Annotated in this window: 15 protein-coding genes; 6 read left to right on the top strand and 9 right to left on the bottom strand. The window is 70.5% G+C overall.

Translation table 11 applies throughout. The features are described from left to right. Positions 1-298 precede the first annotated feature (298 nt). The 4 genes from MXD59_RS21845 to MXD59_RS21830 all read left to right on the top strand — a co-directional run bounded on the left by MXD59_RS21845 (position 299) and on the right by MXD59_RS21830 (position 7,899). Positions 299-2,920, top strand: coding sequence for a carboxylate--amine ligase/circularly permuted type 2 ATP-grasp protein (locus MXD59_RS21845; RefSeq protein ID WP_248826493.1), 2,622 nt, complete (start codon positions 299-301; stop codon positions 2,918-2,920). Positions 2,921-3,223: 303 nt separating this feature from the next. Then, positions 3,224-5,008 (top strand): N-acetylglutaminylglutamine amidotransferase, encoded by a 1,785-nt coding sequence (locus MXD59_RS21840; RefSeq protein ID WP_248826492.1) that lies wholly within the window; start codon positions 3,224-3,226, stop codon positions 5,006-5,008. Positions 5,009-5,067: 59 nt separating this feature from the next. Next, on the top strand, positions 5,068-7,323 hold the full coding sequence (locus tag MXD59_RS21835; protein ID WP_248826491.1) for a S9 family peptidase: 2,256 nt from the start codon (positions 5,068-5,070) through the stop codon (positions 7,321-7,323). 150 nt (positions 7,324-7,473) lie between these two features. Further along, the gene (locus MXD59_RS21830) at positions 7,474-7,899 is read left to right on the top strand and encodes a GNAT family N-acetyltransferase (RefSeq protein ID WP_248826490.1); all 426 of its coding nucleotides are present in this window, start codon (positions 7,474-7,476) and stop codon (positions 7,897-7,899) included. An 8-nt stretch (positions 7,900-7,907) separates the two neighbouring features. On the opposite strand, the gene MXD59_RS21825 is transcribed toward MXD59_RS21830, so the two are convergent. Genes MXD59_RS21825 through MXD59_RS21815 form a run of 3 tightly spaced genes read right to left on the bottom strand, consistent with a single transcriptional unit; the run spans position 7,908 to position 9,514 of the window. Beyond that, positions 7,908-8,399: a hypothetical protein gene (locus MXD59_RS21825; RefSeq protein WP_248826489.1), complete on the bottom strand. Its 492-nt coding sequence runs from the start codon at positions 8,397-8,399 to the stop codon at positions 7,908-7,910. Between the two features lie 27 nt (positions 8,400-8,426). Beyond that, entirely contained in the window at positions 8,427-9,113 is a 687-nt protein-coding gene (locus tag MXD59_RS21820) for an endonuclease V (protein ID WP_248826488.1), read from the bottom strand. A 53-nt stretch (positions 9,114-9,166) separates the two neighbouring features. Next, a complete protein-coding gene (locus MXD59_RS21815) occupies positions 9,167-9,514 on the bottom strand; it encodes a toxin-antitoxin system YwqK family antitoxin (RefSeq protein WP_248826487.1) in 348 nt (115 codons plus the stop codon). Positions 9,515-10,699: 1,185 nt separating this feature from the next. Between MXD59_RS21815 and MXD59_RS21810 the strand changes: the two genes are divergently transcribed. Then, positions 10,700-11,038, top strand: coding sequence for a hypothetical protein (locus MXD59_RS21810; protein ID WP_248826486.1), 339 nt, complete (start codon positions 10,700-10,702; stop codon positions 11,036-11,038). A gap of 486 nt (positions 11,039-11,524) precedes the next feature. On the opposite strand, the gene MXD59_RS21805 is transcribed toward MXD59_RS21810, so the two are convergent. The 5 genes from MXD59_RS21805 to MXD59_RS21785 form a co-directional block, all read right to left on the bottom strand. Continuing rightward, the gene (locus MXD59_RS21805; RefSeq protein ID WP_248826485.1) at positions 11,525-11,911 is read right to left on the bottom strand and encodes a hypothetical protein; all 387 of its coding nucleotides are present in this window, start codon (positions 11,909-11,911) and stop codon (positions 11,525-11,527) included. Next, the gene (locus tag MXD59_RS21800; protein WP_248826484.1) at positions 11,904-13,349 is read right to left on the bottom strand and encodes a DUF8616 domain-containing protein; all 1,446 of its coding nucleotides are present in this window, start codon (positions 13,347-13,349) and stop codon (positions 11,904-11,906) included. Before MXD59_RS21800 ends, MXD59_RS21805 begins: the two co-directional genes overlap by 8 nt. 130 nt (positions 13,350-13,479) lie before the next feature. Then, on the bottom strand, positions 13,480-17,037 hold the full coding sequence (locus MXD59_RS21795) for an ATP-binding protein (RefSeq protein ID WP_248826483.1): 3,558 nt from the start codon (positions 17,035-17,037) through the stop codon (positions 13,480-13,482). Between the two features lie 13 nt (positions 17,038-17,050). Next, positions 17,051-19,174 (bottom strand): hypothetical protein, encoded by a 2,124-nt coding sequence (locus MXD59_RS21790; RefSeq protein ID WP_248826482.1) that lies wholly within the window; start codon positions 19,172-19,174, stop codon positions 17,051-17,053. A 174-nt stretch (positions 19,175-19,348) separates the two neighbouring features. After that, entirely contained in the window at positions 19,349-20,131 is a 783-nt protein-coding gene (locus MXD59_RS21785) for a sporulation protein (protein WP_248826481.1), read from the bottom strand. Positions 20,132-20,411: 280 nt separating this feature from the next. Between MXD59_RS21785 and MXD59_RS21780 the strand changes: the two genes are divergently transcribed. Then, positions 20,412-20,981: an Ntn hydrolase family protein gene (locus MXD59_RS21780; protein WP_248816245.1), complete on the top strand. Its 570-nt coding sequence runs from the start codon at positions 20,412-20,414 to the stop codon at positions 20,979-20,981. A gap of 46 nt (positions 20,982-21,027) precedes the next feature. On the opposite strand, the gene MXD59_RS21775 is transcribed toward MXD59_RS21780, so the two are convergent. Then, positions 21,028-21,504, bottom strand: a complete 477-nt coding sequence (locus MXD59_RS21775; protein WP_248826480.1) for a winged helix DNA-binding protein — start codon at positions 21,502-21,504, stop codon at positions 21,028-21,030. Between the last annotated feature and the right edge of the window lie 99 nt (positions 21,505-21,603).

Below are 21,603 nucleotides of genomic sequence, written 5' to 3'. Positions count from 1 at the left end.
TGTCACGATTGTCCTGCAGGGCGCTACGGGCACCGCATCGGAGCAGGTCGGGACGCCGGCCCACGGCCAGAGCGGGTGGCGTATGCCGGTATCACAGCGTGTGGGTAATGGTGGTGTGCGCAACGGTGACGGACGCCGTAGCGGTGGACGGATCAGTGCCGGTCACAGCGCTGACGGACGCGGCGCTGGCGAGCGCGGCCACGACGGACCCGGCCAGGACGGACATAATGGCAGATCCGGACCCGGAGATACCTGCCCGTCATGCATGTGTAACCGGCTGGTCGTAGCGTAGCCGGCCATGAGCGACGCGCGAATGGTTTCCGTCGGCGTCGAGGAGGAGTTCCACATCCTCGATCTCAACACCCGTCAGCTTGTTCCCCGTGCGGAGGAAATACTCGCTCGGCTCGATGGCGACTCGTTCTCCCCGGAACTGCTCAAATCGGTCGTGGAGACGAACAGTCGGCCGACGGTGGATCTGCTGGCGTTGCGGACGAACCTGCTTGATCTGCGCCGCCGGCTGGCCGAGGCGGCCGGGGAGCTGGGGCTCGGGCCGGCGGCGTCGGGCACCGTGCCGATCCTCGACGTGGACGCGCTCGACGTCTCCCGTGACGCCCGCTACGAGCAGATGACCGAGGACTATCAGATCGTCGCCCGCGAGCAGTTGATCTGCGGTGCGCAGGTGCACGTCGACGTCGCCGATCGTGATCTGGCGATGGCGGTGGTGGCCTGGACGGCGCCGTGGCTGCCGATGCTGCTGGCGCTGTCGGCCAGCTCGCCGTACTGGCTTGGCGCCGACAGCGGCTATGCGAGCATGCGCACGCTGGTCTGGCAGCGCTGGCCGACGGCGGGGGTGGCCGGGTCGTTCCGTACCGCCGCCGAGTACGACCAGCTCATCGCCGATCTGATCAAGTCCGGGGTGATCAGCGACCCGGGCATGGTCTACTTCGACGTCCGCCCGTCGGCGCACCTGCCGACCGTGGAGCTGCGCATCTGCGACGCCTGCCCGGACGTCGACAACGTCATTCTCATCGCGGGTCTGTTCCGCGCGCTGGTCTGCCGGGCGGTGGAGCAGATCGCGGCGGGCGGCCAGGCGCCGCCGCCGCGCGCCGAGCTGCTGCGCGCCGCGACCTGGCGGGCGGCCCGGTCGGGGCTGGAGGGCGACCTCGTCGACATTCTCGGCGCGGGGCCGGGGCCGGTGCCGGCACGGGCGATGCTGCGCCGGCTGCTGGAGGAGGTCCGTCCGCAGCTGGAGCAGTACGACGACTGGGAGCTCATCGACAACCTCGCCGAGCAGGCCGCCGGGCGCGGCAGCTCCGCGCAGCGCCAGCGTCGTGCGTTCGCCCGCCGTGGGCTGCTCACCGATGTCGCCGACCTGATCCTGGCCGAGACCCGGGACGTCCCGCCGGCCGGTGCGGTGATCGGTGTGGCGCCGGCGGTGTCGGCTCCCGACCAGATCGCGCCCACGCTGCTCGAGCGCTACCAGCCGACCGGCTACGACGAGGTCGTCGACGACCGCGGTGCGGTGCGGCCCCAGTACCGGGCGGTGATGCGCACCCTGGAACGGCTCGGCCCGGACATGCTCGACGAACGGGTCGGCACCCGCGAGGCCGAGCAGCACGACCGCGGCATCGTGTTCAAGGTCGCCGGGGACGAGCGCAGCCGACCGTTCCCGTTCGACATCGTGCCGCGGATCATCGCAGCCCAGGACTGGGCGGTGCTGCGCTCGGGCCTGACCCAGCGGGTCCGGGCGCTGGAGGCGTTCCTGCGCGACGTCTACGGCGAGCGCGCGGCCGTCGCCGACGGTGTGGTGCCACCCTGGGTCGTCAACGACGCACCCGGGTTGCGCCACGGCGGACGGGCGGTGGCCGACGAGGCGATCCGGGTGACCACCGCCGGGATCGACCTGGTCCGCGGCGCGGACGGCGGCTGGCTGGTGCTCGAGGACAACCTGCGGGTGCCCTCCGGGATCGCCTACGCCCTGGAGGGACGCCGGCTCGCCGAGTCGGTGCTGCCCGAACTCGGGCCGCCCAGCGGCATCCTGCGCCTGGACGGCATCCCGGCGCTGTTGCACGAGGCGCTGCTGGCCGCCGCCCCGGCCCGTCCCGGCGGCGGGAGCAGCACCGGTGGCGGCCGGGCCAGCGGTGGCGGTGAGCCGGTGGTGGCGGTGCTCTCCGGCGGGCCGGGTGACTCGGCCTACTTCGAGCACACCATGCTCGCCGAGCAGATGGGGGTGGCGCTGGTCGAACCGGGCGAGCTGCTCGTCGACGACGACGGCGCGCACCGCGTCGACGGCGCCACCCGGCACCGCGTGGACGTGCTCTACCGACGCATCGACGAGGACGAACTGTTCAACGCGGTCGGCGCGGACGGCGCGCCGCTGGGCCCGGCGTTGCTGAGGGCGATGCGTGCCGGGCTGGTCAGTGTCGCCAACGCGCCCGGCAACGGGGTCGGCGACGACAAGGTCACCTATGCCTTCGTGCCGCGGATGGTCACCTACTACCTGGGTGAGCAGCCGGTGCTCGACGACGTGCCCACCTACGTCTGCGGCGACCCGGAGCAGTGCGAACACGTGCTGGCCAACCTCGACCAGCTGGTCGTCAAGCCGGTGGACGGCTTCGGCGGCGCGGGCGTGCTGATCGGCCCGCACGCCGAGCCGTACCAGCTCACCGAGGCGCGCGAACAGATCCTGGCCGACCCGCGACGCTGGATCGGTCAGGAGGTGGTGGCCCTGTCCACCCATCCCACCTGGCATGACAGCCAGCTCCAGCCCTGCGCGGTGGATCTGCGGGCGTTCGTCTACGCCGGGTCCGAACCGGTGGTGATCCCCGCGGCGCTGTCCCGGGTCGCCCCGCCCGGCAGCCTCATCGTCAACTCCTCACGCGGCGGCGGCTCCAAGGACACCTGGATCCCGCGCCGCTGACGGAACCGCGGTCGGCGATCGGCGGTCGTCCGCGGGTGGTGAACGCCCGCGGACGCCGACGGTCGGCGCCACGTTCCCGAACGGTCGGTGACCAGCTCGGCCGCACCGGCCCGGTGGTGCCGACGGTGCGAAGCGGGGCCGCTACGGCCTGCGCGGATGTGGACCGTGCGTGACCGCAACCGGGCCGACACGACTGTGAAACGTCCGGCATCGATCGTGTGGGGACGACGAAGTCTCTCGACGCCGGGCAGGTACGTCCGGAGAAGGGATCATGCCTGATCCCAGTAACCCGACGGGAGCGCTATGTGTGGGCTTAGTGGCGAGCTGAGGTTCGACGGCCGGGCGGCCGACGTCGACGCCGTGGTTCGGATGACGGCGACGATGGTGGCGCGCGGTCCGGACGGCGTCGGGATCTGGGCGTCCGGGCCGGTGGCGTTCGGCCACCGCCGACTGAGGATCATCGATCTGTCCGAGCGGGGCGCGCAGCCCATGGTCGACAGCGAACTGGGCCTCACGACCGCGTTCAACGGGTGCATCTACAACTACCAGCAGCTGCGGGACGAGCTCACCGCCGCCGGTTACCGGTTCTTCTCCACCTCCGACACCGAGGTGATCGGCAAGGCCTACCACCGGTGGGGCGTCCGCTGCGTCGACCACTTCGTCGGCATGTTCGCCTTCGCCGTCGCCGAACGCGACACCGGCCGGCTCGTGCTCGCCCGCGACCGGCTCGGCATCAAGCCGCTCTACTACGCGGTGGACGCCGAGCGGCTGCGGTTCGCCTCCACCCTGCCGGCGCTGCTGGCCGGCGGCGGGATCAGCTCCGATCTGGACCTCGTCGCCCTGCACCACTACTTCTCGTTCCACTCGGTGGTGCCGGCGCCGCACACCATCCTCGCCGGGGTGCGCAAGCTGCCCGCGGCGACCGTGCGGGTCGTCGAGCCGGACGGTCAGTACACCGACGAGGTGTACTGGAGCCCGTCGTTCACCCGCGACGACGCCTACGCCGGCTGGGACGCCGGTGACTGGCAGGACGCGATCGCCGCCCGGCTGCGCACCGCGGTGCGCCGGCGGATGGTCGCCGACGTGCCCGTGGGCGTGCTGCTCTCCGGCGGGCTGGACTCCAGCCTGATCGTCGCGCTGCTGGCCGAGGCCGGGCAGACGGGCCTGGCGACCTTCAGCGTCGGGTTCGAGGCGGCCGGCGGCGAGTCCGGCGACGAGTTCGCCTACTCGGACATCATCGCCGAACACTTCGGCACCGATCACCATCAGATCCGGGTGCCCGGCAGCCGGCTGCTGCCCGCCGTCGACGCCGCCATCGCCGCGATGAGCGAGCCGATGGTCAGCCACGACTGCGTGGCGTTCTACCTGCTCTCGCAGGAGGTGTCCCGCCACGTGAAGGTGGTGCAGTCCGGGCAGGGCGCCGACGAGGTGTTCGCCGGCTACTCCTGGTATCCGCCGCTGGCCGACGTCCCCCGTGAGGCGGCTGTCGACGCCTACCTGTCGGTGTTCGCCGACCGGCCGCACCGCGACCTGCCGGCCATGGTGGAGCCGTCCTACCTGCTGGAACGGGACGCCAGCCGCGACTTCGTCGCCGCCCACTTCGCCCATCCGGGGGCGGCGACGTCCGTGGACGCGGCGTTGCGCATCGACTCGGCCGTCATGCTCATCGACGACCCGGTCAAGCGGGTCGACAACATGACGATGGCCGCCGGCCTCGAGGCCCGCACCCCGTTCCTCGACCACGAACTCGTCGAACTCGCCGCGGCCTGCCCGCCCGAACTCAAACTCGCCTCCGGCGGCAAGGGCGTCCTCAAGGACATCGGGCGCCCGCTGATGCCGGTGGACGTCATCGACCGGCCCAAGGGCTACTTCCCGGTGCCGGCGATCCGTCACCTGAACGGCCCGTTCCTCGAGCGGGTCCGCGAGGCGCTGTTCGACCCGGCGGCCAAGGCCCGCGGGCTCTACCGGCCGTCCTGGGTGCAGTCGATGCTCGCCGCCCCCAACGACAACCGCACCACCCTTGGGGCGAATGCGCTCTGGCAGGCTGCGCTGCTCGAGATGTGGTTGCAGAATCATGGCCTGACCTGATCCGACCGACCCGACCGGCCAGCCCAAGCCGAGCCGAGCCGATGCCGTAGGGAGTTGAGATGACCCGAGCCTCCTACCCCGAGGACCTGACCGCGTCGACGCAGGCCCTGGCCCGCGATGTGCCGGCGCAGCGTCCCGCCGTCCTGGACGTGCTGGCACCGCTGCCGACGGACCTCCCGAACGCCTGGGCGACGGCGGTCGGCGTGCGCGCACCGGCCCTGGCCGCCGACGGTCGGCTCGCCTACATCGCGGACGGACCCACCGGCCCACGGCTGTGGGTCCGCGCGATGGCCGTGCCCGCCGGATCCGGCAGCGTCGACGGTGCCGGGAACATCGACGGCGCCGGGGCTGTGGGCGGCGTCGGGGAGGGCGGTGCCGACGGTGACGGTGTCGGGTACGGGGTGGCCGTCGACACCGGGCCGGGGCATGTGCGGGCCGCGATGTGGTCACCGGGCGGGGAGCTGCTGGCGGTGCAGGTCGCGCCGGGCGGCGGGGAGCTCACCGAGGTGCGGATCGTCGATCCTGCGTCCGGGCTCGGCGCGGGTGGCCGTCCCGGCGGGGCATGGCGGCTCGCGGGCGGCGACGGATGGGCCGCCGCCCCGGCGCGGTGGACCACCGACGGCCAGGCGCTGCTGGTCACCGAGTCCGACCGGACCGACCCGTCCGGACACACCGTGGCAGTGCTGATCACCCTGGACGGACGGCGGGTCGTGCTCGCCGAGGGCGTCGCCCTGCAGATCCTCGATGCCGTCGCCATCGCGGATGGCCACCGACTGCTGCTGCGGGAGGGGCCGCGGGGGGTCCGCCGGGCCCTGATCGTCGACGCCCGGCTCACCACCGCGGCCGAGGACGGCACCACCTACGCGTCCTGGGAGCTGCCGGGCGGGCGGGCGACCGTGCTGTCCGGCCGGTTCGTCGCCGGCGGGCACCGTGCCCTGCTCGTCACCGATCTCGGCGGTCGTGAGCGCGCCGCCCTGCTCGACGTGGCGGTCGACGGTCCGGGCCCCGCCCGGGTGCTCGCCGCCCGCCCGGACGCCGATGTCGAACGCATCGCCCTGCTCGACACTCCCACCGGACAGGTGGCCGCCCCCCGCCCGGAACTGGCCGGTGTGGAGCTGGTCGACACGGCTCTGGGCGGGATGGGTCGGGGCGGGACGGGACGGGGCGCGACGGCACGGGCCGAGGCGGAGCTGATCGGGACGGGGCTGGGCGCCGCCGGCCTGGGACGGGCCGTCGTCGCGTGGAACGTGGCGGGACGCAGCGAGCTCACCGGAGTGGATCTGTCCACCGGCGAGGTCCACCCGTTGCCCGCCCCGCCGCGGGCGGTGATCACCGCGCTGCTGGGTCGCCCCGGTGGACGGGAGCTCGTCCTCGCCGTCGAGGACGCCACCGTGCCCGCCGAGCTCTGGACCTGCCACCTCGGCGCCGACTCAGGAGATGCCGACGCGGGGGATGCGCGGTGGGGCGCCGTCCACCGATGTCTGGTGTCGCGCGCACCCCGGCAGCCGCGCGCGCTCGTCGAACCGGAACCGCGCACCCTGGTCGCCCATGACGGGCTCACCCTGTCGGGCTTCTGGTACCGCCCGCCGGCGCCGTCCGGGCCGATGCCGACCCTGATCTACCTGCACGGCGGGCCCGAAGCGCAGGAACGGCCCACGTTCAACCCGCTGATCCACGCGCTGAACGCCCGGGGAGTCGCGGTGTTCGCGGCGAACGTGCGCGGCTCCACCGGCTACGGCCGCTCCTTCGAGGAGGCCGACCATCTGCACCACCGCTTCGACGGCATCGAGGACGTCGCGAGCTGCGTGCGCGATCTCGTCGCCGCCGGACTCGCCGACCCACAGCGCATCGCCGTCGCCGGCCGGTCCTACGGCGGCTACCTGACGCTGGCCGCCCTCGTCGCACACCCCGAGCTGTTCCGCGCCGGCGTCGACGTCTGCGGGATGGTCGACCTGGAGACCTTCTACCAGCACACCGAGCCGTGGATCGCGGCCAGCGCCGTCACCAAGTACGGTGACCCGCGGACCGACCCGGCCCTGCTGCGGGCGCTGTCCCCGCTGCACCGGATGAGCCGGCTCGCCGCACCCCTGCTGGTCGTGCACGGCGAGAACGACACGAACGTGCCCGTTCACGAGGCCGAGCAGACCATCGCCGCCGCCCAGGCCCGCGGGGTGCCGTGTCGTTACCTGCTGTTCCCGGACGAGGGCCACGAGGTGGTCGGACTCGCCGGCCGCCTGCGGTTCGTCCGTGAGACCGTCTCCTGGCTCGCCGCCCAGCTTCTCGCCGATCGCCAGTCCGAGGACGCCGTCGCCTAGACACCTCCACCCGCCGTGCCGCCTGGCCTCATCCACAGGCCACATCCACCAGGCGAATCCGTCAGTCGAATCCGTGGATAGCGGGTGGAGTCGGCACGTCACACCGGGTGGGCGAAGCGCTCCCAGGAAGGTACTGACAGAATACGGACCGTGAAGATCGAGGAGCTGGAGGCGGACCGGACCTGGCTGGCGTTCGACCCCATGCGACAGCTACGACCCCACCTGACCTCGACGGGGTTCGTCCGCCTCGTCAACGAGGTGCAGCGCCCCGAGGGCTACCGGCTGATCGCGTCCTGGGACGGCGAACTCGGCCGGGTCGCCAGCGCGCTCGGCTTCCGCCAGGTGACCTCGCTGGCCAGCGGACGGCATCTCGCCGTCGATGACCTGACTACCATCCTCGTCGCCCGCGGCCGCGGCCACGCCACCCGCCTGCTCGCCTGGGCCGACCGGGAGGCCCGCCGTCTGGGCTGCGAACACATCCAGCTCGGCATCGATACCCACCGCCACGAGGCCCACCGCTTGGCGCTGCGCACCGGCTACGCCATCTCCACCTTCGGCCTCACTCGCCGCCTGTGAGTCGCTGGTCACCGACGCGTGTTGTTCGGCTGTGTCCGCAGCCATCGACCCCATCGAGTCCGACCGTTTCCTGCCCCCGGAGCTGACCCGAACATGAGCGGGAGGAACTGCCAGACGTCAAAGCGCTCGACGCCGTGACGGCTGTCGCGATGGGTCAGCCGCATCTCCAGGCCATCCCCGCGAAGCTCGCCCCAGTAGTCGACCTGGCCATGCTGACTGGTACTGCTGACCGTGATCTGCTGCCCGGCGATCCGGTAGTGGCCGCCGACGGGCGGCCGGGGCACCAGCATCTCGGCCACCGCGGGCAGCGACTGGTTGCTGGTGGTTCCGCACGCCGAGCCGTGGCTGAAGAAGCGAAGGTAGAAGTTCCACCCCGGCTCCGGCCCGGCTGCCACATACAGCCCGTCGAAACGCGGCGCCACCTGCGCGATCCGTGGCAACGACGGTAGCGTAGGCAGCGGCGGCATCGACCAGCCCTGCGGGTTCTGCGGAAAGACCATGGTTCCCCCCAGCCATGCGACGAGAGATCAGCGGTGCGCGGCGAGTGCGGCCCTGCTGAGGCGATCTGCTGCTCGGGTCGTTTCGGGAAGCCGGTACTTCGGGCATAGTTCGAGAACCCACCGGCAGGCTGAGTCGAGATTGGACCGGTGCCCTACCGATAGGTACACCTCCCGAACGCCATCGCGAGTGCGAAGCGCAGCCCCGACGGGCTCCCCGTCGAGCAGGATTTCTGTGCGCTCGCCACGCCGCTGCCCAGGAGAAGTGTGTGTGCCGACGAAGGGTGTCTTTGCAACCCCGATCGTCGGTAGATTAAGGGTGATGCCGAGATGGCAGGCCAGCCCGAAACGCCGTGGGTGGGCGATCCCGTGGCCATCGCAGAGTACCAGGTCGGGGGGTGTCGACAGCTTCGGAAGCACCTCGTCCCATGCGTCGAGCAGCGGCGGCAGCTCCCGAAAGGAAAGCAGCCCGGGAACATAGGGGAATGCTGCCCGGCCCACTGTCGTCGCTGAACCGACGACCTCCCAGGTCGGTGCTGCAAGGATGACGACTGCGCCGGCTACCACGTCGGATTCGGTGTCGTAGGCGACGTCAAATCCGGCGACTGTCGTGACTTGATCCGGACCGGCAACATCGGCTTGGACGTGCCCCCTCAGCTGAAGCTGCAGTGCCTCCGCCTCCGCGATTTGCAGCACCATTTCCTCTGCGGCGTGCATCGCAAGGATCCCTCGCTGTCATCGCTCGACGTCTGGAACTTCCGGGCCTGGAATTATTTTACTCGAGCGCCATCCTCCGCCCACAGGATCTCTTCCAGAACGACACCCCTCCTGTATCGCGTCTCGCTTTTTAGCTGACCATTGGGGAACCAGGTCCGCCCGACCCCCTCCCAGCCTCCGTCTATGTTCTCGTGTTCCGACTTGATCGATCCATCGGCGTAGAACGAACGTTCTACGCCGCTCTTACGGCCGCCTTTGTAGGTCTCCGTCTTGCAGATCTGGCCGTTTTTGTAGTAGTCGACCGCCTGGCCGGTGAAAAGCTTTCCTTCGAAAGTGACGAACAGATCGTCTGTGTATTCTATGTCGTCCATGTTCACGGTCTGGCTGGAATTTACTTCCATCGCCTACCTGTCTGTCAGTCGATTTGAAATTTTCCCCGGAATTGATTCTACCCCTTCACTGTCGCCAAGTATAGCAGTGCAGTTCGCGCAGCATGGAGCTGCCGACTTCTCGCTCGGCCGGTACGGGAAGTAGTTGTCGACAGTCATTTCGTGGAGTGAATCCGATGTCGCCGGGTATCCCAGCGCCTCTCGGTCGTGCAGTGCGCGGCTCGCATTGTGTACTTCGGCGTGGGTTCCTGCGACGCTGAAGTGCGGATACCCTCCGCGTGTTCCGTCGCTGTACTCGTATCCCTCGGGATTTCCTTCGGCTGTCCTGTTCAGTTGGTCCAGGCGCTCCTGTAAAATCGGGTGGAGGTCTCGAGGTGGCTCGGCGCTGTTGACGGACTCATACAGGCGTCCGGTGCGTCGGTCGAGGAGATCAGACACAACTGGAGCTACCTCCGATCGTGGGATGGATCCATTCTCACGGGCGTCCTGATAGCCTTGCCGTCGCTCGCCGGCAAGCTGGTGAAGATAGTCATTCGCGGACCTCCCATCGATCGAGTCGATCAGACCGTCTGGCCCTCGTCGGACCTGGTCTTCACTCAGCGTGGGTAGGAGTTTTTCTCGATCAAGTGGAGATCTGGTCGGGGAAATTTCGCCGTGCCGGGGAGATCCATCTGCCGGGTCTCGGGCAGATGTGCTTTCTGGTAGTCCTTCGTTTGTGGTCGTCTGATCTGGCTGATGAGGCTGCGGGCCGAGCGGTGGGTCCCTGCGGCCGGTATCGACCAACCGGTCGGCGACAGCTTGTGCCGGGATGTCGGCTGAAGGCGGTTCGGTGCTGCCGTCGCCACGTGCGGGGGGCTCATCGACTTCGATGCTCTCCTCGGAAAACTTGCTGACCAGCGGCGAGGGCTCGGCCTCGTGCAGAGGACTCGGCTTGCTGAGAGGCCACACCACATCGTTATGCCCCTCGTCCGGCGCAGGCGGATCGCTCTGCCTGAGCGGCTCACTTCCAGGATCTCCCGAAGGCATGAGGGTCGGGTGCTCGTGGACAGTCTCGATACTTCTGACCGACTCCCGCACCTCGGCTGTTGTCACTGGTGCCCGTGTTGTCGAACCGGAATTTTCGCTGCTGGTAGCAGCATCGGTTGAACCGTGTACGGAACCGGACTCGGGATTCCGGGCGTGTTGGGGTCGGGCGTCTTGGGGCACCGTGCTGTCCGTCGTGCTCCTGCGTTCGTCCAGCGCGGCCTGGAACTCGGGTTTCGGCTCGAGACCCTGGCGCGGTGGCTCGAGGCCCTGCGGTTCGTGGTCCGCGGACTGTTGTGGTGTGGCCGGCCGCTCGGTGTCGGTCTCTTCGGTGCTGCGCGGGACGGACTCGAGCGGCGCGCCGTCCTGCTGCTCGAGGCTGGGGGGTTGCTCGCCGTCCAGCGCGGTAGCCTTGTCCTGAGCGGTCCGCGCGGCTGGCTGAAAAGCGGGTATGTCGGTGCGCTTCGGAGCCTCACCAGGCTTGGGCCGAGCGGTCCTGCCGTCGTCGCCTGATGACGCAGCTTCGTGGTCTCCGGATTCCGCAGTGCCGGCACCGTCGAGCACGGCAGCCTTGTCCTGAGTGGCCGTCGGAGCCGAGGATGTGCCCTCGCTTTCGGGCTCAGGGGCGGCGTCGCCAAGGGACCTGCTGCCCTCTTGGTGGTCGCCGGTGTCGGTCGGGTTCTCGCGGACCGTGCCCAGCCGGTCGGTGTCGGCTTCCTGAGCGGATCTCGGACCGGCCTCCCCCCTGCTGCCAGCTGTCTGTTGCTGCTCGTGTCCGGAGCTCTGGACACGGTCGCCGCCATCCAGTGCGGCGGTTTTGTCTCGGGTTGAGGTGTCGGGTGGAGGCGGCGGTGGGGGAGGAGGCGGAGCGTCGGTCGTCGACGGAGTATCGGTGGCCATCGGATGTCAGCGCCCTTCACCGGCGACACGGGATTTCGGCACGCTCGTGACCTGGAATCGGATGGGCGGCCAGGGCGCCGGAGCATTCCGTCGTAGCGGCTACTGGCTTTCGAGGGCGAGGCTGGCCGATCGAATTGTTTCCTTCGCTGGCGCCACGTAGCGGAAGTCCCGGCTGCGAAGATAATGGAGGAACTCCGGTTCGGGTGGGAGTTCGTGTTCTTCCAGGTAGTAGGCGACGGAGGCACTCCACACCCACTCGCCGTCCGTGTGAAACGCAATCGGGACGGACTTTCCACGGCTGGCGTCGAGACGATCCACTGACCGTCCGGCGGCGCGCAGGACGACCGCACCCCCGTCGAGATAGGCGAGGAGCTTCGATCTTTCCGAGCCGGCTGGAAGTGCGGGACGATCGCTGACGAACGGAGTGCCGTCGCGGGTTCCGTCGAAGAGCTTTGCGATTTTGAAACCGTTGATGACCTCAGGCATTCATTTCCCCTTTCGGGTCGGGGTGGAAATCGATCCATATTCCGTCGTAGGGAACTGTCTGTACAAGGCGACCGTATTCGTTCTCGGTCATCGACGTCGTCCAGACCCTACCGGTCTCCTGGTCGGAGAACGCGAGTTCGGTAGGTGCCGTGACCACGACCCCCAGCTCGTTGGCCAGCTTCTGCGCTACCGGGTCGTCGCCCTGGCCGGTCTCGCAGGACATGAGTCGTACCGGTCGGCTCTTCCAGGCATCGTCCCGGCGAATAAGGGAGGCGAGGTCGCTGGCGTCGAGGTCGACGTTGCCGACGTGGAACGCGTCAGGGCTGCCATGCAGATCCGCGGTGTAGCAGCCTGGCTCCGTATCTGCGGTGGCGGCAGCTCGGCGCATCGTGTGATCCGTGACAGAGTAAAAGGCGCGGCCGTCCGACGTGGCCTTGCTGGTGTGCCAGATCCACGCCATGCGCAGGCCGGACACCTCGGAACTGTCCGGCTTACGGGCAGCATCCCGGTCTCCCGTCGGCCCGCCTTTGTGCGTGTCCGCTGCGTTGTGTTCGACCGGAGGCGGGTCCTCGCTGTCGGAGTCGGCTGAGGGCTGTGTTGCCGGCCCGTCCGACCACTGCGGTGTCTGCGGTGGGTCCTCCAGGCCAGGCTGTTGTGATGGCCGGTCGACCTCGGGCTCGGTTGACCCGGTCCGATCGGATTCGGCTGCAGGTTGTTCTCCCACCTGGTCATGGCCATCGGCCATGGGAGCGCGGTCACCGGCGTGCTCTCTCGAGCCCTCGCCCGTGGCCGGTGCGGTCGCACGGTTGCCGGGGACCGAGCGAACATCGGGTTCCCTGGGCTCGAGGTCGGGTTCGGGATCTGTCGCTCGGGATTCCTCCCGCAGTTCCTGGCCCGGAAGCGGCGCATCCTCGGGTGTATCTCGATGGGCGGTCGGTGCATCCGACTCCGGTGATGCTGGAGTGGTACCCGGGTCTGTGCCGGTGGCCGGATCGGCGGGATCGGCCCGGCGGGCGTCGATCGCGACTTTACGTTCATCGAGGGCGGCCTGGAACTCCGGCGTGGGTTCGAGACCCTGACGGGGCGGTTCAAGGCCCTGCGGTTCGTGCTCCGCGGGCTGCCGAGTGTCGAACGGTGTATTGCCCTGATGCTCGAGACCTGAAGGTGGGTCACCGTCCAACGCGGCAGCCCTGTCCTGTGTGGTCTGGGGGGCCGGTTGCACGGCAGGCGTGTCGGTGGGCTTCGGCGTCTCAGCGGGCATTGGCCGGAGGGTTCTCGCGTCATGCCCGGACCGTGTGGCCTCGTGCTGGCCGGAGGCCCCGGCGTCAGTCCTGGCACCGTTGCCCGAGTCGTCCAGCGCGGAAGCCTTTTCTCGGATGCCGGTGGCTGCCGAGAAGGTGGTCTGGGCGGTTCCTGTCTGCGACTCACGGCCGGCCACCTGAGTGTCGCCTCCGGAGGGTTGAACACCATCGCCACCGTCCAGCGCGGAGGCCTTGTCCCGGGTGGAGGTATCGGGTGGTGGCGTCGGCGGAGTGTCAGTCGTCGTCGGAGTATCGGTGGCCATGACGTCAGGTCCCCCCGCCCGCGACGTATGCGTCCAGCAGGCTTGTGACCTGGAAGCGCAGGGCGGCCAGGTCCGCGTCGGCACAGGCCTGGCGTAGCGCCAGGCGCAGGTGCTCCGCGGACGTGCCGCCGGTCAGGGAACACACCGCGCTAGCAAGACCGCTGGTGGCCAGGTCGCCGAGGCTGACGGCGTCGAGACCAGGGGCGTAGTACGGGCTGCGGGCGATCTCGTCGAACTGCGCGGCGATGGTGGTGCCGGTCAGGGACAGACCGCGGTGTTGCCATTCGGCAGTCAGCGGATGTGGTCGCTCCGCGCCGGGGCGGCGGCGAGCCTCGGTCAGAGCACGGCGAACGTCCTGATAGCGGTAGGAGCCGGCGGTCCAGCGGCGGGTGTCCACGGTGCCCGCATCAGAATCGGCTGGGGCGCCGGTGAGCAGCTGGCGCAGCGTCTCGTGGAGCTGGCTGGCGAAGTCGTCCGGGTCCACGTATCCGCGCAGCACAGTGGCGCGGGCGGCCACGGACCGGTCGACGGCGTGGGCGAGCAGACAGTCCCGTGTGCGGACCGGCTGGGCGAGCAGCTCGTCCCGCAGCGCCGGGGTCGGCGTGGGAGGTGCCTCGCCGAGGAGGTGGGCGAGGCCGATGACCTGGTGTGCGGCCACCGCCTCGACCCAGACGACCAGCAGCGGGTCGGCAGCCAGATGCGCGGCGTCGTTGACCTGGCCGAGTGTGCAGGCGCCGCGGGTGGTGCAGTCGGTGCCGCACAGCAGGCTGCGCCGACCCGTCAGCGGGATGTTGTCGTGGCGGGCGGCCTGCACCGACTCGCGGTGTCCGCCGGGCAGCATCCGGGTGAGGACCGGGCGGTCCATGCCGTCCACGGTGACCGCGGCCACGCCCGGGGGCAGGGCGACGACGAGTTCGGACTGTTCGTCGCGCAGGTTCATGGTGGCGCCGACGGCCTGGCGGTCCTCGGCGGAGGGCAGCCGGTGCATCACCTTGAGGGCGGTGTTCTTCAGGACGTCCGGCAGGATCTTCGAGGGGATCTGCTCGACGACGAGCACACCCTCGCCGTAGGCGCGGATCTCGGCGAGCAGTGAGGCGAACAGCTCGACGGCGGCCGCGGCCGGGCCGTCCGTGACGTTCCTGAGCAACCGATGGGCCTCTTCGACGACGAGGACGTGGCGCAGCTCGTCGGTACCGGAACTGCCGTGGCGCACCCGCAGGTGCTCGACGATGCGGATCAGGATCGCGCCGAGCAGGAACGCCTTGTCCTGGTCACTGGTGATGTCCTCGAGTTCGACGACGACGTTGCGGGTCAGCAGCGCGCCGATGTCGAGGGGATGGCCGCCCTCGAAGAACCGGCCGGGGGTGCCCTCGCGCAGCGAGCCGATCCGCACGTCGACGAAGCCACGGACGTCGGCGGTCACCTCGGCGCCGTAGCCGATGGTCTCGACCACCCGGGTGGCGGTGCGTTGCAGGTCGCCGAGGTTCGGATAGCGGCGTCGGGCCACCACCAGCGGCTCGTCGTCGCGGAACCTGGGTCGGTGCTCGGGGCGCATCCGGCCGGCGACGAGATCCCAGCCGGCGTCGGTGTAGCAGACGGTCAACGCCCGGGCCAGCACCTGCGGGAACGGCTCGTGCGCCTCGAACGCGGCCAGGAACAGGGCCCGGACCAGGTCGATGTGGCTCTGCAGCGGGAAACCCGGCTCCGGTTCGAGCGGGTTGAGCCCGGCCGGCGGCGCATCCAGGCGCCCCGGTCGGATGACGAGGACCTCGGCGTGGCCGGCGAGCCGTCCGGCCATCCGGGCGTATTCGGCCTTGGCCGGCTCCAACACGAGCCACGGGACGGGACTTGCGGCCCGCGCGAGCGACTCCAGCAGTGACCGGACCGTCTGCGACTTACCCGAGCCGGTCGCCCCGCAGACGAAGCCATGCCGGTTCAGGGTGGCGCGGGGTACCGCCAGCACGCCGGCCGGTGACCAGCCGGCGTCGAGTACCTGGCCGAGCACCAGCGCCTGGTCGCCTCCGGAGGAGCCCGCGTCGGCCCTCTCGGTGCCCGCGAGCAGGCTTGGCGCTGGCGCCATCGGTGGACGTCTGCGCAGGTCCCCTTCGGGCGTGACATCGAAGGTGTGGGCGGTGACCAGCGTGATACCGGGCAGTTCGCGCCGGGGCGGCCGGGCCAGCGCCGCCACCAGTTCGCCTCCGGCCCGGAACGGATACCGCGCCTCGACGCCGGCGGTGGCCGCGCCACCCAGGCGCGGCTCCGGTGGCTGCCCGGGTGGCCCGGCGGATCGCGCGGTACCAGCCGGTCCTGGCGGGCCAGCCGGTCCGGGCGGGCCGGGCGGACCGGGCGGTCCGGGCGGTCCGGGTCGGCCGAAGCCGGGTTGCGACGGGGCCGGTCGCACGTTGAGGAGACCTCCCCTGGCACCGGTGCCACCGACCCCACCGCCCGAGGCCCCACCGCCGGGTTCCGTACCCGGCCAGTAGTCGGCGCCGATGGCTGAACCGGGGTGCCCGTGGACGCCATAACCGGAGGTCGTCGGCCCGTGGGGACCGGTGTGCCCGTCGGTCCCCGGCCGACCACTGGCCGCTGGTCCCGCGTCCGGAGCCTGCCCGTGGTCGGGGCGGCCGATGCCGAGAGCCCGCGGTGGCGGGCCGGAACCGCCGGCTGATCCGGGCAGGTCGAGCGGTTCGAGCGCCTCGGCGAGTGAGACCGGCCGGGTGCGCTGCGCGGAGATCAGGTAAGGCAGATCGTCAAGTTCACCGGAGCCGCACAGGAGGGCGGCGGTCAGTCGGGCCTCGGTAGCCGTCGACGCACCCACGAGGACCCGCACATCCCACAGGCCGGCGGCGGACGAGCGGGTCAGCTCGCGGTACCGCGCCTCGGCGCGTTCCAGTTCGAGGCGGGCATGCCCATCCTGTTCGCGCCGCCGCAGAAACGGGATCATGCGCACCAGGTCGCCTCGCTCGGCGTCGACGACGTCGGCGGGTACCGGCTGCGCGATCACCAGCCAGGCGAAGGCGCCGGGCAGATGGGCGGCGAAGTCGTCGAAGGAGCCGTGCCGGGTCGGACCGCTGTCAGGGTCGCGACCCGTGACACCGGACCGGTCGGCGGCCCACAGCGCGTCCGCTGTTCCGGCGCACCGCAACCAGTGGGGGAAGCCGGCCATCGCCGTGACAACCTCACCGGTGTCCACCGCGACACCGGTGCTGCCCGGCGGATACAGCACCGGCACGGGCGAACTCCATCCCGCGACCCCCGGCGTGGGCGCATCCGGTGCCGGGATCGTGCCGGCCAGGGGAACGCCGGCCGTGGCCGGGCGCGCCGGCGGGAAGGTGGGCGTCCCCCCGACGAGAACCCGCAGGTGCGGATCGCCAGGCACCCGCAACCAGGCGACCGCGATCGCCGGCGGATCGACCGCACCGTCCTCGGCGGCGCAGGTCAGATCGGCGTGGGCGGCGATGAGTGCGGCGAACAGCTGCGCCGGCGCCGGGTCGGGCCCGTCCGCCGCCGCGGGAGGCCGAGGGACGGTGAGGAGTCGATGGAAACGCAACCTGTCCAGCATGCCGGCGCCCGAGCTACCACTGGCCAGGCTGCTGGTACGGGTAGCCGCCGTGACCGGATGGCTGCCCGCCCTGCCCGCCCTGCCCGCCCTGGGAGTACGGGTAGGCCCCCGGGTAGGCCTGCGGCGGTGCCTGATGGGTGGGCTGCGGCGCGCCGATCTGCTGGGTCGCGGTGGTGGCGCCGTGGGTGAGGGCACCCGGGTCCCGTGAATGCGGAGCGGCGCTGAAGTCCCGTGGTGTGCTGGCCACCCTGGGCAGCAGGACGAGGCCCGGGTTGCAGTCACCGGGACGCACGCGCCCGGGCCCGCCACCGGTGCCGACGAGGATGAACGCGGTGGCCGCGAGGCTCTGCAGGGTTGTCGGTTCGACCATGAAGTCCTTTTCCCGTTGCATGGTCGTGCCGGCGTTCTGGTTCACGGTGTTCGACACGTTGACGGTGTTCGTCCAGGACGCCGAGTGCGAGGTGGTGGTCGACTGGTTCCAGTTGTCGCCGCTGGTGTGCCCCCCAGCTCCCAGCCCGCGGCTGCCGCCGGTGCCTTCGGTGTAGGAGGTGCCGTCCTGCTCGCCGTAGCTGTTGGCGAAGCCCTCGGTGAAGCTGGTGCCGACCTGGTTGGTCACCTGGGAGAGCACGAAGCGGAAGCCCCGGCCGATGTGCTCGGCAGCGGCGGCGGCCTCGCGGGCATTGCCCAACCGCATGAAGATGGCGGCGCTGTGGCCGGTGCCGATGAGCGCCTGCGCATCGTTGCTGAGGCTCTTGAACAGCAGGATCAGCCGGACCTGGGCCCGCTCGGCCTGCTGGGTCAGGGCGGTCAGGGTCTCCTGGCCGAGCTGGTCGGCGCCGGCGATGACGGCGACGTCACCGACGTCACCGTCCATCCCACGGGCGTCGTTGCGAAGTCGGTAGAGCAGGGTCTGCACGAGGACCCGGTCGATCAGCAGTTTGCGGCGCGCCGAGCTGTCACGGCCCGCGCTGGTTGTCCCCAGCACCCGCAGCCCGCCGCGCGGCCACCACCGCGCCGCCGGATCGACCTCCGCCGCCTTGCTGGTGGCAGCCGCTGTGGCTGGCTCGGCGCCGGCCAGGGTCTCCAGCTCGGTGCGCAGGAAACCGATCTGCTCCGCGGTCCGCTCCCGCTGCCCCAGGTCGTGCAGGCGCTGTTGCAACGCGTCGATCTCGTACGCGTCGAACACGCCCTCGTGGATCGCGGTGCTCTGGTTGTCCAGGATGCGCAGGGCGGCGGCGAGACGAGCGAAGGTCACCGGGGCGTGGATCGAGGATGTCGCGACCCGCAGGATGTTGACGTCGATGGCGCGCAGCGCGCGGTCACCGCCGCCGCGACGGTCGGCGTCGAAGGCATCGGCCAGTAGTTCGGCGATCTCGCGGGGTTCGAGCCCGTCGAGCAGACCGAGGCGTTCCAGCGCGGCGGGCAGCTCACGGACCTCGACCGGTGACGCCTGAGCCGCGGCGTTCGCCGCCTCGTTGGCGAGCATGACCAGCCCCGCGCCGACGCTCTGTTCGGACAGGTCGAGCAGCAGGATGCCGGCACCGCCGCCGAGCAGGGATGCGCCACCCGTGGCCAGGATGCTGGTCCAGCCGGCGCCGGTGCCGCCGAAGACGTCGACCCGGGCCGGACCCAGCGGGTCGAGCGGATAGAAGTCCATCGCGGTGGCGACCCGGTGGCGCTCGGCCTCGTCATGCTGGTGAACCCGCTGCTGCCAGGCCGCGTAGACGCCCTGGAACTCGTGCTGGCGGCGGGCGAGCTCGGCCTCGTAGGCCGCCAGGTACTCCTTCTTCTGCCGGCTCAGCGCGGTCAGCGGCAGGACGTACCAGACGATCAGAGCGACACCAATGATCAGGATGAACAGCCCGCCCCCGGGTGACTCGCCCAGCGCACCCAGGCCGGAGAGGGTCAGCAGGCCACCGACCGCCGGCTTCCAGACCTTCCTCGCCAGATACTGGCGGCGGAACTCCAGCCCGCGCAGGTCCGGCGGGGGCACCGGGAACTGCGACGGCGGCTGGTGGGCCTCGGGATGGGGCACCGGCGGATGCGCCGGTGCGAACTCCCAACCCCAGCGCTCGGCCGGGCTGAAGATCCGCGCGACCAGCTCCCTGCCGAGCGCATCCGGTTGTGGTGCTGTCATGCGATCACCCGTCCGACCCCCCGATACGGATCTGCTCCGACTGAGCAGTTCTCGGATGTAACCACCATCCGTGTGCAAAGGGTAGCGAAAAACGCTATCCCTTTACGCCCCACGTATGCAGTCAGATCGGGAGAGTCATGTCCAGGGGGTGATCCCGCGCGGCCTCGCCGCAGGTCAGCGGAACCAGCCGCGGCGGCGACCGAGATGTTCGAGCTGCTGGTGGAGCAGGCCGCCGAGGGCCTGGCGGTCGAGGTCCTGGTGGGACAGGCGGAAGCGGGTGAGCTCGTCGCCGCCCGAGGACAGCAGGCCGCCGCGGCGGTCGGCCTCGAGCACGACGTCGGTGCCGGCGCCGTCGACCAGGAAGGTCACCTCCAGCTCGCGGATCCGCCGGGCGTAGTCACCGGAGGGGCGCAGTTCGATCTCCTGGTAGAACGGCAGATCCGAACCGTGCAGGCGACCCTTCTCGACATCGGCGGAGTGGAACTGGAAGCCCAGGTCGCCGAGCGCGGCCAGCACCGCCTCCTGGATCGGCAGCGGATGCACCTCGACCGGGTCGAGGTCACCCGGGTCGACCGCGCCGGGGATCGCGAGCTTCGTGCGCACCCCGATCTTCATTCCGCGCAGCTGCCAGTCACCGACCGTGGTGATCGGGGTCTGCCACGGCACGGCCAGCTCGAACCGACCGCCGATCCGCTGGCCGGGGGCCACCGTAAAGCCACCCCCGACCTGCTGGGTACCGAACGTCACCTGCTCATACCAGGTGGAGTCGTCCCGCTCGACCTCGACGGTGGCCTCCAACGAGACCAGCACCTTCTCGATCTCCTGCTCGACCTTTCCGCCGACGATGTTCGTCACGCCGGTGACAACCGTGCCCGGCTGGGCCTGCGGCCGGTCCAGCACCGTGTCCACCTCGGCCGCGCCCACCCCGAGCCGCGACATGAACCGCTTCATCACCATCGCCGTTGCTTCCCTCTCGTCCCGGCCTCATCGCCTGGCTGTCTGACTCTCTGACTGGCCGCGGCCAGGCCACGGCTGGCCGCCCGGTCGCCGGCTCGTGCCGCTCGCCCACGTCCGCGCATGCCGCGCCGACGGCTGTCCCGAGCCGTCATGGTCAAGCCTTTCATGCCAGGCCGCCGGGACGGCTGAACCGTCGCCTTCAAGACGGTCCGTGACGAAGACGACGGAGGCTGACGGGTGGGGCATCCGCCTGCGGTCAGAACCGGTACCATCCCGCTTCGTGACCTGCATCGTCGGTGTACAGAAAGACGGCCGGGTCGTCATCGGTGGGGACAGCGCCGGCGTGGCCGGCTGGTCCGTCACCGTGCGTGCGGACACCAAGGTGTTTCGCAACGGTGAGTTCCTGATGGGCTTCACCGACTCGTTCCGGATGGGCCAGTTGCTGCGGTACAGCCTCGTGCCGCCCGTCCCGCAGGACTGGGATCTCGACCGGTTCATGTCGACGGAGTTCATCGCCGTGGTCCGGGACTGCCTGCGCGACGGCGGCTTCGCCCGCAACGAGTCGGGCAACGAAAGCGGCGGGCTGTTCCTGGTGGGTATCCGCGGGCACCTGTACCGGATCGACTCGGACTACCAGATCGGCCGCAGCGTCGACGACTACTACGCGATCGGCAGCGGCGACGAGTACGCCAGCGGCTCGCTGCACACCACCGCCGGCCTCGACGCCGACGAGCGGGTCCGGCTGGCCCTGGAAGCCGCCGCCCACCACTCCACCGGTGTCTGCCCGCCCTTCCACTACATCACGTCCGACGACGTCTACGCCCCCGACGGCACCGTCCGCGCCCCCTGACAGCACGGCCCCTGACACCGGGGGCGTCCGCGGCAGCGTGGGTGGGTCAGGGCAGTTCGGCGTCGCCGTCGAGATTGGCGATCATGCGGCGCAGGACGGTGAGGGCAGCCGCGTACTGCTCGGTGGTGATGCCCTGGTGCATCTGGGCATGGGCCTGACGGGTCCGCTCGACGGCCCGTGCCCGTCCGGCTTCGCCTGCCTCGGTGAGCGTGAACACGGGTGTTCCTGCCGGCTGCGGCGAGGGTGTCAGCCAGCCACGGGCGAGCAGATCGTCGAGGACGGCGTCGAAGTCGGTGCCGAGATCGTCGAAGCGGGCCAGCCGGCGGATCAGCCCTGGCCGGTCCCACCGGGCGGGAGCTCCGGCCACATGGTTGAGGATCCACCAGTGTGGCTGGGTGAGATCGTCGACGGCGAGTTCGGCGCGGATGCGGCCCACGATCGTGCGGTGGGCCGCACCGGTCCAGTAGCCGGCCGGCTGGCGGGCCAGCACCTCGTCCGGATGGGGCGTGATGTCGGTGGCCATGGGTGCTCCCGCCGGCGACGCCCGGCAGCCCGTACCGCCGGGTGGCAACGTCGCGCTGTCGTCGGACGGTGACGCTAGAACATGAACGTGGGTTCAGGT

The sequence above is a fragment of the Frankia umida genome (assembly GCF_023242945.1).
In the GTDB taxonomy this organism is placed as follows: Bacteria; Actinomycetota; Actinomycetes; order Frankiales; family Frankiaceae; genus Frankia; species Frankia umida.
The sequence above is the reverse complement of the archived record's forward strand: the minus strand, read 5'-3'. Positions and strand labels throughout refer to the sequence as shown.

Bases quoted from the DNA above. Each gene is read 5' to 3' on its own strand.
- MXD59_RS21815 (WP_248826487.1), bottom strand. From the start codon at position 9,514: ATGGAAGTAAATTCCAGCCAGACCGTGAACATGGACGACATAGAATAC.
- MXD59_RS21775 (WP_248826480.1), bottom strand. From the start codon at position 21,504: ATGGCCACCGACATCACGCCCCATCCGGACGAGGTGCTGGCCCGCCAG.
- MXD59_RS21825 (WP_248826489.1), bottom strand. From the start codon at position 8,399: ATGGTCTTTCCGCAGAACCCGCAGGGCTGGTCGATGCCGCCGCTGCCT.
- MXD59_RS21785 (WP_248826481.1), bottom strand. From the start codon at position 20,131: ATGGTGATGAAGCGGTTCATGTCGCGGCTCGGGGTGGGCGCGGCCGAG.
- MXD59_RS21820 (WP_248826488.1), bottom strand. From the start codon at position 9,113: ATGCACGCCGCAGAGGAAATGGTGCTGCAAATCGCGGAGGCGGAGGCA.
- MXD59_RS21835 (WP_248826491.1), top strand. From the start codon at position 5,068: ATGACCCGAGCCTCCTACCCCGAGGACCTGACCGCGTCGACGCAGGCC.
- MXD59_RS21845 (WP_248826493.1), top strand. From the start codon at position 299: ATGAGCGACGCGCGAATGGTTTCCGTCGGCGTCGAGGAGGAGTTCCAC.
- MXD59_RS21805 (WP_248826485.1), bottom strand. From the start codon at position 11,911: ATGCCTGAGGTCATCAACGGTTTCAAAATCGCAAAGCTCTTCGACGGA.
- MXD59_RS21790 (WP_248826482.1), bottom strand. From the start codon at position 19,174: ATGACAGCACCACAACCGGATGCGCTCGGCAGGGAGCTGGTCGCGCGG.
- MXD59_RS21840 (WP_248826492.1), top strand. From the start codon at position 3,224: ATGTGTGGGCTTAGTGGCGAGCTGAGGTTCGACGGCCGGGCGGCCGAC.
- MXD59_RS21795 (WP_248826483.1), bottom strand. From the start codon at position 17,037: ATGCTGGACAGGTTGCGTTTCCATCGACTCCTCACCGTCCCTCGGCCT.